The following is a 10911-nucleotide window of genomic DNA, read 5'->3' as shown; positions in this document are numbered from 1 at the left end:
GGGGGTGTGGCGTGCGTCGTTTAGGTTAGCCTAACCTTATCGATTGGCCAAATACAGATGGGCCCTGGCTGGAAAGCCAGGGCCCATCTCAACTGGTCTGCGGTGAATGCGAGTTGGCTACAGCTCGGACGTCGGGTCCTCGCTCGGAGCCTTGCCCGCGTACGCCTCCGCGAGGAGCTGCTCCTCGCTCGCGCCGAGTCGCCAGTAGCCGGTGAAGCGCACCGCGCGGCGGTCGACGGATCGTTCCTGCACGAAGTGGCGGCGCACCGAGCGGATCGTGCCGGCCTCGCCGGCGAGCCAGGCGTACGGGGCTTCGGCGGCAACCGGTCCGGCCGCGCGCAGCACGCTCAGCACCTGCTCCGTCCGCTCCCGGCCCTCGCTCTCGCGCACGATCCAGGTGATGTCCGCGTCGGCGGGCGCCGCCAGCTCGATCCGGTCGTCCTCGTGCGGGACCTCGAACCAGGCCCTGACCCCGGTCCCGGCGGGCAGCCGGTCCAGGATCGCGGCCGCGGCCGGCAGGGCGGTCTCGTCCGCGTACATCCAGATCGCGTCGGTGTCGGCCGGCGGCTGGAAGCGTACGGACTTGTTCTCCGCGACGGCCGGTCCGATCGCCAGGATCCGGCGGCCGGCCACGGCCTGCCCGGCCCAGCGGGACGCCGGGCCGGTGTCCCCGTGGAGGACGAAGTCGATGTCGACCTCGTCCGCACCCTCGGGCGTACGGCGCTGTTCGCGCACCGTGTAGGAGCGCATCACCGGCCGCTCCTCGTCCGGCATCGCGCGCCAGGCGGCGAACCAGGTGTCCTCGTCCGTGGACGGGAGCACCGTGTGCTCGCGTCCGGACGCGGGCAGGAAGAGCGACAGGCTCTGGTCGAAGCCGCCCGAGCGGAATCCCTCGAGGGACTCCCCGCCGAACGTGACCCGCAGGAACGAGTGGCCGAGCCGGAGCGTGCGGACCACTTCGAGCTCGAAGAACCGGAAGTGGGCGACGGCCGGGGCGGCGTCGGATGCGGTGTCGGTCATGCGGAGAGGTCCCCCTGGAAGTCGGAACGGCCTGCGTGGCGCCCGGGGTCACCGGGCGCCCGGGGTCAGCTGACCTTCTTGGCGTTCTGGATGGACTTCGCGAGGTCCTCGAGGATCTGCGCGCACTTGTCGTACGAGTAGATGGGCTCGGTCACGCGGGGGGTGACCTGACCGGCCTTGACGGCGGGCAGCTCGGCCCAGGTCGGCCGGTCCTTCAGCTGCTCGGGCTGCAGGGTGCCGGTGCGGTTGTCGAGCAGGATGACGTCGGCCTTGTACTTGCCGGCGTTCTCCCAGCTGAGGCCCTCGAAGAAGCCGCCCTCGTCCAGCTTGTCCGGGGTGACGAACTCGACGCCGAGCTGCTTGAAGTACTTCAGGTCGGCCGAGGTGTCCGGGGTGGAGGCGTAGAAGAGCGCGTCCGAGCCGGAGCCGACGAGCACCTTGACGCCCGGGTTGGCCTTGGTGGCCTCGCGCACCTTCGCGGCGGCGGCCTCGAAGCGGGCCTTGGAGTCCACGGTCTTCTTGGAGTTCAGGTCGGCGCCCAGGGACTTGGCGAGCTCCGCGGTGCGCTCCAGCGCCTTGTCGAGGGTGACGTCGCCGCCCACCTTGATCGCGGCGTGCGGGGCGAGACCGAGGATCTTGTCCTTCGAGGCCTCCGGCACGTACCAGTAGGTGCCGTCCCAGCTGTTGGTGACCAGCAGGTCGGGCTGGAGGGCCGCGAACTTCTCGACGTTGAACTCGTCGTAGACGTTGCCGAGGATCTCGACCTTGGAGATGTCCAGCGAGCCGGCCTGGACGTCGGGCTTGCCGTCGGCGGTCTTGGTCGGGCCGAACACGCCCTTGACCGTGACGCCGTAGTCGTACAGCGCGGCGGCGGTGCCGGTGAAGGCGACGATGTTCTTCGGCTTGGCCGGGCTGCTGACGTCCTTGCCGAGGTCGTCCTTGAAGGTCCAGGCACCGGCGGCCGCGGCGCCGTTGTCCTTGCCGCCGTCACCCTTCGCCTTGTCGGTGCCACCGCACGCGGCGAGGACCGCGACGAGGCCGAGGGCGCCACCCGCTGCGACGAAGCCGCGGCGAGTGAAGGAGGAGGTGCGGGACTTGGGCATGTCGATGTCTGCTTTCGTGCGTGCAGGGTGGCCGCTGGGCCGTTCGCTGAGAAGGTTAGCCTAACCTAAGGGTATGTCCAGAGGCGGGGCAAGATCCATCCGTGAGGTGGATCACTTCTCGCGAGGTGGGGCACGTCCGCCGGGGCAGTGGTGACGGCGCGGGCGTCGCGGGCCGACCGGGCATCATCATGCCGGGGACGGATCCGGCGGCCCTCCACCGGGGAGGGCGCGGAACGGCATGCCGCCCTGCGGCTGCCGGTCGTCGTTCCGGGGAGCAGGACGCAGCAGGTACGGGCGCTTTGGGGCCTCAGGGGCCTCCGGGGCGGAGCGAAGATGCGCGGAGGCGCGGAGGCGCGGAGGCGCAGGGGCGCGGAGGCGGGGAGGCGCAGGGGCGGCCGCGCGGGCGTCCGAGGAGGCGGCCGAGGAGGCGCCGGCTCCGGCGCGGGTGCGGGCACCCGCGCCGGGCGGCGGTGCGTTCGGGTCAGCCGGCGGCGAAGCCCAGTTCACGGGCGATCAGCATGCGCTGGACCTCGCTCGTGCCCTCGCCGATCTCCAGGATCTTGGAGTCCCGCCACATCCGGGCCACCGGGTACTCGTTCATGAACCCGTAGCCGCCGTGGATCTGGGTCGCCTCGCGCGCGTTGTCGACGGCGACCGTCGAGGAGTACAGCTTCGCGATCGCCGCCTCCTTCTTGAACGGCTCCCCGGCCACCAGCCGCGAGGCCGCGTCGCGCCAGCCGATGCGGGCCATGTGGGCGCGCATCTCCATGTCGGCCAGCTTGAACTGGATGGCCTGGTTGTCGCCGATCGCCTTGCCGAAGGCGTGCCGCTCCTTGGCGTACTTCACCGACTCGTCGACACAGCCCTGCGCGAGACCGGTCGCGAGCGCCGAGATGGCGATGCGGCCCTCGTCGAGGATCCGCAGGAACTGCGCGTAGCCGCGGCCCTCCTGGCCCACCAGGTTGGCGAGGGGCACCCGTACGCCGTCGAAGGACAGCTCGCGGGTGTCCGAGGAGTTCCAGCCGACCTTCGAGTACGGGGCGGCCACCGTGAAGCCCGGGGTGCCGGACGGGACGATGATCGAGGAGATCTCCGGGCGGCCGTCCGCCTTGCGGCCCGTCACGGCGGTGACCGTGACCAGACCGGTGATGTCCGTACCGGAGTTGGTGATGAAGCACTTCGAGCCGTTGATCACCCACTCGTCGCCCTCGCGGACGGCGGTGGTGCGGGTACCGCCCGCGTCGGAGCCGGCGCCCGGCTCGGTCAGGCCGAAGGCGCCGAGGATCTCGCCGGAGCACATCTTCGGCAGCCACTGCTGCTTCTGCTCCTCGGAGCCGAAGAGGTAGATCGGCATGGCGCCGAGGGAGACCCCGGCCTCCAGGGTGATCGCGACCGAGGAGTCGACGCGGGCCAGCTCCTCCAGGGCGATGCCGAGGGCGAGGTAGTCCCCGCCCATGCCGCCGTACTCCTCCGGGAACGGCAGGCCGAACAGGCCCATGCGGCCCATCTCGGCGACGATCTCGTAGGGGAACTCGTGCCGCTCGTACAGGTCGCCGATCTTCGGGGCGACGACGTCGTGCGCGAACGCCTCCACGGTGCGGCGGAGTTCCTCGTGCTCAGGGGTGAGCCGGTGGTCGAGGGACATGGTGTGACTACTCCTTGTGGGAGAGGGCGCGGACGGTACGGGAGGGGCTGGGGCGTCCCAGCTGTTCGGCCATCCACACGCTCGTGGCGGTGAGGGCGGCCAGGTCGACCCCGGTTTCGATGCCGAGGCCGTCGAGCATCCACACCAGGTCCTCGGTCGCGAGGTTGCCGGTGGCGCTCTTCGCGTACGGGCATCCGCCGAGGCCGCCTGCGGAGGCGTCCACGGTGGTCACCCCGTGCTGGAGCGCGGCAAGGGTGTTGGACAGGGCCTGGCCGTAGGTGTCGTGGAAGTGCACGCCGATCCGGTCGGTCGTGACACCGGCCTCGTTCAGCGCGGCGAGCAGCGCCCGGACATGGCCCGGCGTGGCCACGCCGATCGTGTCGCCGAGGCTCAGCTCGTCGCAGCCCATGTCCAGCAGGGCCTTGGCCACGGAGACGACCTGGTGGACCGGGACCGGACCCTCCCAGGGGTCGCCGAAGCACATGGAGAGGTAGCCGCGCACGTGCGCCGGTGCGTCACCCTCCTTGGCCCGGGCCACGACCGGCTCGAACATGGCGAGGGACTCGGCCACGGTGCGGTTGAGGTTGCGGGAGGCGAAGGTCTCGGTGGCCGAACCGAAGACCGCGATGCGCCGGGCGCCGAGGGCGAGGGCGCGGTCGAGGCCGCGCTCGTTGGGGACGAGGACGGGCAGCTCCGCCCCGACGTCGGCGAGCTGAGGGAACAGCTCCTCCGCGTCGGCCAGTTGGGGCACCCACTTGGGGTGCACGAAGCTGGTGGCCTCGATGGTGCGCAGTCCGGCGGCCGCGAGGCGGTGGATGAACTCCGCCTTGACGGCCGTGGGGACGGCGGTCTTCTCGTTCTGCAGGCCGTCGCGGGCGCCGACCTCGTGGATGCGGACCCGGGCCGGGAGGCCGGGGGCCGGGACGTTCATGGGCAGCCTGTTCACGCGGCCTCCTCCTCGTCCGGGGTGACGACGGCCAGGATCTGGTCCATGGCGACGGTGGTGCCGGGCGTGACGTCCAGCTCGGTGACCGTGCCGGCGTGCGGGGCGGAGATGACGTGCTCCATCTTCATCGCCTCGACGACCAGGAGGCTCTGCCCGGCCGTGACCGTGTCGCCGACGGCCACCTTGACCACGGTGACGGTGCCGGGCATGGGGGCGGCGAGGGTGTTCGCGCCGCCGTGTCCGGCTCCGCCGAGGTTCGCCACGACAGGGTCGTACGACTGGACGTGCCAGCTGTCGGCGTCGCGGCCGAGCCAGGTCCCCTCCGGGGAGGCGGCGTGGCTGAAGCGGTGCGTGACGCCGTCGAGTTCGACGGTGACGGTGTCCGGGGTGCGGCTGAGGATCCGGCCGCAGGCCGGTGCGCCGGAGCTCTGCCCCGGACCCCGCACCTCAGACGCCCGCGAGGCTGAACCCGCTGCGCTGAGCCGCGTTTCGATGGTGACCGGGTCCTGGCCCGGCAGGCGGAAGTGGTGCACGGTCCACGCGGGCGTGCCGCCCAGGCGCCAGCCGCTGGCGGCGTCGAACGGGTCGGTCCAGCCGTTGCGGTCCGCTCCCGGAAGGGGCTGCGCCAGCAGGGCCGCCGTGGCGTACACCTCGTCCGGGACCCCCTCCGGCAGGAGGGACGGCAGGTCGCGCTCGACCAGGCCCGTGTCCAGGTCGCCCGAGACCACGTCCGGGTGCGCCAGCAGCCTGCGCAGGAAGCCCGCGTTGGTCTGGACGCCCAGGATCACGGTGTCGGCCAGGGCCGCGCGCAGCATGCGCAGGGCCGTCGGCCGGTCCGGGCCGTGGACGATGACCTTCGACAGCATCGGGTCGTACGTCGAGCCCACCGGCACGCCCGCCGTCAGCCCGGAGTCCGTGCGCACCGCACCGCCCGAGGGCTCGGTCAGGGCCAGGACGGTGCCGCCGGACGGCAGGAAACCGCGCGCCGGATCCTCCGCGCAGACGCGGGCCTCGATGGCGTGCCCGGTCAGCGTCACGTCGGACTGGTCGAAGCCCAGCGGTTCGCCGGACGCCACCCGGAGCTGGAGCTCCACCAGGTCCAGTCCGGTGATCAGCTCCGTCACCGGGTGTTCGACCTGGAGGCGGGTGTTCATCTCCATGAAGTAGTACGAGGAGGGGTCACCGCCCGGGACGATGAACTCCACCGTGCCCGCGCCCACGTACCCGCAGGAGCGGGCCGCGTCGACCGCCGCCGCGCCCATCGCCGCACGGGTCTTCTCGTCGAGCAGGACCGAGGGCGCCTCCTCGATGACCTTCTGGTGGCGGCGCTGCAGCGAGCACTCGCGCTCGCCGAGGTGCACCACGTTCCCGTGGGCGTCCGCCAGCACCTGGATCTCGATGTGCCGCGGCCGGTCGATCCACCGCTCGACGAGCAGCGTGTCGTCGCCGAAGGAGGACCGCGCCTCGCGGCGGGCCGCCGCGATCTCCTCGGCCAGCACCGCCTCGTCGCGCACCAGCCGCATGCCCTTGCCGCCGCCGCCCGCCGAGGGCTTCAGCAGCACCGGCATACCGATCTCCATGGAGGCGGAGACCAGTTCGGCGTCGGTCAGGCCGCTGCCCGAGGAGCCCGGTACGACGGGCACGCCCGCCGCCTTCACGGTCTCCTTGGCGCGGATCTTGTCGCCCATCAGGGAGATGGCGCTCGCCGGCGGCCCGATGAAGGCGAGGCCGGCGTCGGCGCAGGCCTGTGCGAAGGCGGCGTTCTCGGCGAGGAAGCCGTAGCCGGGGTGGACGGCCTCGGCGCCGGTGCGCCGGGCGGCATCCAGCAGCCGCTCCACCGAGAGGTAGCTCTCGGCGGCCGCGGCCGGGCCGATGCGGACGGCCGTGTCGGCCTCCCGTACGTGGCGGGCGTCCGCGTCGGCGTCGCTGAAGACGGCCACGGAGCGGATGCCGAGCTGCCGCAGGGTGCGGATGACCCGGACCGCGATCTCGCCCCGGTTCGCCACCAGAACAGTGCTGAACATCAGTGAGGTCCTCACGTCACATACGGAAGATGCCGAAGCCCGAGTCGCCCAGCGGGGCGTTCGCGCACGCGGTCAGGGCCAGTCCCAGCACCTGCCGGGTTTCCATCGGGTCGATGACCCCGTCGTCCCACAGCCGCGCGGTGGCGTAGTAGGCGTTGCCCTGCTCCTCGTACTGCGCGCGGACCGGGGCCTTGAAGGCCTCCTCGTCCTCGGCGGGCCAGTCCTGGCCCGCGCCCTCGATCTGGTCGCGCTTGACCGTCGCCAGGACCGAGGCCGCCTGCTCCCCGCCCATCACGGAGATCTTGGCGTTGGGCCACATCCACAGGAAGCGGGGCGAGTACGCCCGGCCGCACATGGAGTAGTTGCCGGCGCCGTACGAGCCGCCGACCACCACCGTCAGCTTCGGCACCCGGGTGCAGGCCACCGCGGTCACCATCTTGGCGCCGTGCTTGGCGATGCCGCCGGCCTCGTAGTCCTTGCCGACCATGAAGCCGGAGATGTTCTGGAGGAAGAGGAGCGGGATGCCGCGCTGGTCGCACAGCTCGATGAAGTGCGCGCCCTTCTGGGCGGACTCGGCGAACAGGATGCCGTTGTTGGCGATGATGCCGACCGGGTGTCCGTGGATCCGGGCGAAGCCGGTGACCAGCGTCTGGCCGAACTCGGACTTGAACTCCTGGAAGCGGGAGCCGTCCGTGATCCGCGCGATGATCTCGCGGGCGTCGTACGGGGTGCGCGAGTCGACGGGGACCGCGCCGTACAGCCCGTCCGGGTCCACCTTGGGCTCTTCCGGTGCCTCGACCGACCAGGGCAGGGCCCCGCGGTCGGGCAGGGTCGCCACGATGTTGCGGACGATCCGCAGCGCGTGCGCGTCGTCCTCCGCGAGATGGTCGGTCACGCCGGAGATCCGGGAGTGGACCTCGCCGCCGCCGAGCTCCTCGGCCGTGACCACCTCGCCGGTGGCGGCCTTCACCAGCGGCGGGCCGCCGAGGAAGATCGTGCCCTGGTTGCGGACGATGACGGCCTCGTCGCTCATGGCCGGTACGTACGCGCCGCCCGCGGTGCAGGAGCCGAGGACAGCGGCGATCTGCGGGATGCCGGCCCCCGACATGCGGGCCTGGTTGTAGAAGATGCGGCCGAAGTGCTCCCGGTCGGGGAAGACCTCGTCCTGCATGGGGAGGAAGGCGCCGCCGGAGTCGACCAGGTAGAGGCAGGGGAGACGATTCTCCAGCGCCACCTCCTGGGCGCGGAGGTGCTTCTTGACGGTCATTGGGTAGTACGTGCCGCCCTTGACGGTGGCGTCGTTCGCGACGATCACGCACTCGCGGCCGGAGACCCGGCCGATGCCCGCGATGACCCCGGCGGCGGGGGCCGCACCCCCGTACATGCCCTCGGCGGCCAGCGGGGCCAGCTCCAGGAAGGGGGATCCGGGGTCGAGGAGGGCGTCCACGCGGTCGCGGGGGAGGAGCTTCCCGCGGGCGGTGTGGCGGGCGCGGGCCTTCTCGCCGCCGCCGAGCCGGGCCGCGTCGAGCCGGGCGCGCAGGCCCTCGGTCAGCTCGCGGTGGGCGGCCTCGTTGGTCCGCCAGGCCTCGGACGCCGGGTCCGCGGCGCTCGTCAGCACTGGTGCCTGCTGCATCGGTCGAGCTCCCTTGCTCGTTCCACTTGCTCGGTGCACGCTGTTAGTGAGCGTTAACGTGTGTGGGGCTTAGGTTAACGACCGCTAACGGCCCTGTCTAGAATGGTTTCCCATGAGCACCAGAGCGGCCGCCCCGACCCGTCGCGAGCAGATCCTCAGTGAGGCCGCTCGTCTCTTCGCCGCGCGCGGCTTCCACGGCGTCGGCGTCGACGAGATAGGGGCCGCGGTGGGCATCAGCGGCCCCGGCCTGTACCGGCACTTCGCGGGCAAGGACGCCATGCTCGCCGAACTTCTCGTCGGTATCAGTGAACGGCTGCTGACCGGCGGCCGCCACCGGGTGGCCGAGGCCGCGGGCGAACCGGCCAGGGTGCTGTCCTCCCTCATCGACGGACACATCGACTTCGCGCTCGACGACCGGGCGCTGATCACCCTGCACGACCGGGAGCTCGACCGGCTCCGGGACACCGACCGCAAGCTCGTCCGCCAGCTGCAGCGCCAGTACGTGGAGCTGTGGGTGGAGGTCGTACGGGAACTGCACCCGGAGGTCGTCGAGGCTGAGGTACGGGTCTCCGTGCACGCGGTCTTCGGCCTGCTCAACTCCACCCCGCACCTGGCGGCCCTGGGGCGGGAGGCGACGGAATCGCTGCTGCGGCGCCTCGCGCACGGCGCGTTCGGGGCGCTGTCGGCATGATCCGCGGCGTCCGCCGACCGGAATGGACGCGCCGCCTCCGGCCCGGCGGCGGCAGAATGGCCCGTATGCCGAAGCCGATAGAGACGCCCGTACCCACCCGCGCCGAACTCATCGACCATCTGGTCCGCACGCGGATCGCGGGGCAGGTCGCGACGCCGCGCGAGAACAACCTCTCCCACTACCGCAAGCTCGCCAACGGCGACCGGCACTACTGGCTCGGCCTGGAGCTGGGCGACCGCTGGGCGGACGAGCAGGACGTGCTCGCGGTGATGGCGGAGCGGTGCGGGGTCGTGGACGACCCGGCCATCCGGTACGGCCAGGACACCATCGACCCGGAGCTGACCGTGGCCGGCCTGGACCGGCTGGCGGCGCGGCTGCGCAAGGCGGCGGCGGACCGGCAGAGCGTGCTGTTCGCCACCGGCCACCCGGGCGGCCTCCTGGACGTCCACCGGGCGACGGCGGCGGCTCTGCGGGCGGCGGGCTGCGAGATCGTCGTCATCCCCCGGGGCCTGACGGCGGACGAGGGCTCGGTGTGGCAGTTCGCCGATGTCGCGGTCCTGGAGCGCGGCGCGACCCTGTGGCACACCCATTCGCCGGAGCCGATGGCCGCGATCCTGGACGGCCTGACGGCGGAGAACCGTCCGCAGCCGGACCTGGTCGTCGCCGACCACGGCTGGGCGGGCTGCGCGGCCCAGCGCGGCCTGGACGCGGTCGGCTACGCCGACTGCAACGACCCGGCGCTCTTCCTGGGCGAGGCCGAGGGCACCCTCCAGGTGGCGATCCCCCTGGACGACCACGTCCGCGACCCGCGCCACTACGACCCGATGGTGGCGTACCTCCTGGACGCGGCGGGCCTGAGCTGACGGCGCAGCCGCGCGGACAGCGGAAGGCCCCAGCCAGGACTCCCGGCCGGGGCCTTCCGTGTCATTGCCTACCGACGCGCGCTCCAGGCCCGCCGGTTGTCAGTGGTGGTCGTTACGGTCGGCCCATGGCGAAGTCTTCGAAGGTGCGCACCCCGCTGTCCGCCCTGGCGGAGGATCCCCAAGGGCGGTCGATCGGGCTTGAGTTGCCGCCGGGAGCGCTCGTCAGCGCGCCGGGGCGGCGGAGTCGTGGCAGGAAGCCCGAGTCGTTGTTGTGGGTGTCCGACGAGCCCGTGGGAGTCGGGGCGCTCGCCGCGTACCGGAGTTCCGCGCTCGCGGCCGCCGGGCTGCAGGCCGTGCTGATCCAGGGGCGGCGCGGGCTCGAACGGTGGTGGCAGGAGCGGGAGTTCTCGCCCGAGCGGATGTCCGACCCCGACGACCACCACGTCGAGCCGGTGCTGCGCGAGTTCTGGAGCAGAGCGGTTCCCGATCCGGAGGAGGGGGAGGAGGGCGAAGAGATCATCGCGCCCTTCGGCAGGGACTGGCCGGGCCTCGCGGAGGCAGGGGCGGACGGCGTCGATCCGGAGGCCGCCGCCCGCGCGCTCGCGGACGAGCTGATCGCGAGCGGTTTCCTGCCGAGCCCGCGGCTCGCGCTGATCCCCGCCGGCCGCGGGGCCGACGTACCGACCGCGATGGGCTGGGGCGGGCCGGCCAACTTCGAGAACGACACCGCCCTCATCAGCGCCGTCCTGCGCTCCTGGGAGGACCGCTTCGGCGCCCGCGTCGTCGCCCTCGGCTTCGACGAGCTCCACGTGTCCGTGGCGGCCCCGCCGCGTACGGCCGCCCACGCGCTCCCCGTCGCGGCGGAGCACTTCGCCTTCTCGCCCGACAACATCTGCCAGGGCTCCGGGAGCATCCGTGCCTACGCCGACGAGGCGGTCACCGGTAGCAACCACTGGGGGTTCTGGTGGGACTGAGCGGCCGGGCGG

At 72.2% G+C, this 10911-nt stretch carries 9 protein-coding genes; 3 read left to right on the top strand and 6 right to left on the bottom strand.

Features of this window, described 5'->3' with window-relative positions; all coding sequences use genetic code 11:
- Positions 1–117 precede the first annotated feature (117 nt).
- The 6 genes from OG753_RS16855 to OG753_RS16830 all read right to left on the bottom strand — a co-directional run bounded on the left by OG753_RS16855 (position 118) and on the right by OG753_RS16830 (position 8371).
- Positions 118–1020 (bottom strand): siderophore-interacting protein, encoded by a 903-nt coding sequence (locus OG753_RS16855; protein WP_327262601.1) that lies wholly within the window; start codon positions 1018–1020, stop codon positions 118–120.
- A 65-nt stretch (positions 1021–1085) separates the two neighbouring features.
- Positions 1086–2123 carry an ABC transporter substrate-binding protein gene (locus OG753_RS16850; protein ID WP_327262600.1) on the bottom strand — a complete coding sequence of 346 codons (1038 nt, stop codon included), beginning with the start codon at positions 2121–2123 and terminating at the stop codon, positions 1086–1088.
- A 481-nt stretch (positions 2124–2604) separates the two neighbouring features.
- Positions 2605–3768 carry an acyl-CoA dehydrogenase family protein gene (locus OG753_RS16845; protein ID WP_327262599.1) on the bottom strand — a complete coding sequence of 388 codons (1164 nt, stop codon included), beginning with the start codon at positions 3766–3768 and terminating at the stop codon, positions 2605–2607.
- Positions 3769–3775: 7 nt separating this feature from the next.
- Entirely contained in the window at positions 3776–4699 is a 924-nt protein-coding gene (locus OG753_RS16840; RefSeq protein WP_327266780.1) for a hydroxymethylglutaryl-CoA lyase, read from the bottom strand.
- A gap of 11 nt (positions 4700–4710) precedes the next feature.
- The gene (locus tag OG753_RS16835; protein ID WP_405789014.1) at positions 4711–6738 is read right to left on the bottom strand and encodes a biotin carboxylase N-terminal domain-containing protein; all 2028 of its coding nucleotides are present in this window, start codon (positions 6736–6738) and stop codon (positions 4711–4713) included.
- A gap of 16 nt (positions 6739–6754) precedes the next feature.
- Entirely contained in the window at positions 6755–8371 is a 1617-nt protein-coding gene (locus OG753_RS16830) for a carboxyl transferase domain-containing protein (protein WP_327262597.1), read from the bottom strand.
- Positions 8372–8483: 112 nt separating this feature from the next.
- Here OG753_RS16830 and OG753_RS16825 point away from each other — a divergent pair, with 112 nt between their 5' ends.
- The 3 genes from OG753_RS16825 (at position 8484) to OG753_RS16815 (ending at position 10899) form a co-directional block, all read left to right on the top strand.
- Positions 8484–9062 (top strand): TetR/AcrR family transcriptional regulator, encoded by a 579-nt coding sequence (locus OG753_RS16825; protein WP_327262596.1) that lies wholly within the window; start codon positions 8484–8486, stop codon positions 9060–9062.
- 56 nt (positions 9063–9118) lie between these two features.
- Positions 9119–9925, top strand: coding sequence for a phosphatase (locus tag OG753_RS16820; RefSeq protein WP_327262595.1), 807 nt, complete (start codon positions 9119–9121; stop codon positions 9923–9925).
- 125 nt (positions 9926–10050) lie between these two features.
- Positions 10051–10899 (top strand): DUF4253 domain-containing protein, encoded by an 849-nt coding sequence (locus OG753_RS16815; RefSeq protein WP_405789011.1) that lies wholly within the window; start codon positions 10051–10053, stop codon positions 10897–10899.
- Positions 10900–10911 lie beyond the last annotated feature (12 nt).

The organism is Streptomyces sp. NBC_00029 (assembly GCF_045160505.1).
In the GTDB taxonomy this organism is placed as follows: Bacteria; Actinomycetota; Actinomycetes; order Streptomycetales; family Streptomycetaceae; genus Streptomyces.
Note: the sequence above shows the minus strand (reverse complement) of the source record. Positions and strands in the feature narration are given on the sequence as shown.

Coding starts and splice junctions, on each gene's coding strand:
- OG753_RS16855 (WP_327262601.1), bottom strand. CDS start 1,020: ATGACCGACACCGCATCCGACGCCGCCCCGGCCGTCGCCCACTTCCGG.
- OG753_RS16850 (WP_327262600.1), bottom strand. CDS start 2,123: ATGCCCAAGTCCCGCACCTCCTCCTTCACTCGCCGCGGCTTCGTCGCA.
- OG753_RS16845 (WP_327262599.1), bottom strand. CDS start 3,768: ATGTCCCTCGACCACCGGCTCACCCCTGAGCACGAGGAACTCCGCCGC.
- OG753_RS16840 (WP_327266780.1), bottom strand. CDS start 4,699: ATGAACGTCCCGGCCCCCGGCCTCCCGGCCCGGGTCCGCATCCACGAG.
- OG753_RS16835 (WP_405789014.1), bottom strand. CDS start 6,738: ATGTTCAGCACTGTTCTGGTGGCGAACCGGGGCGAGATCGCGGTCCGG.
- OG753_RS16830 (WP_327262597.1), bottom strand. CDS start 8,371: ATGCAGCAGGCACCAGTGCTGACGAGCGCCGCGGACCCGGCGTCCGAG.
- OG753_RS16825 (WP_327262596.1), top strand. CDS start 8,484: ATGAGCACCAGAGCGGCCGCCCCGACCCGTCGCGAGCAGATCCTCAGT.
- OG753_RS16820 (WP_327262595.1), top strand. CDS start 9,119: ATGGCCCGTATGCCGAAGCCGATAGAGACGCCCGTACCCACCCGCGCC.
- OG753_RS16815 (WP_405789011.1), top strand. CDS start 10,051: ATGGCGAAGTCTTCGAAGGTGCGCACCCCGCTGTCCGCCCTGGCGGAG.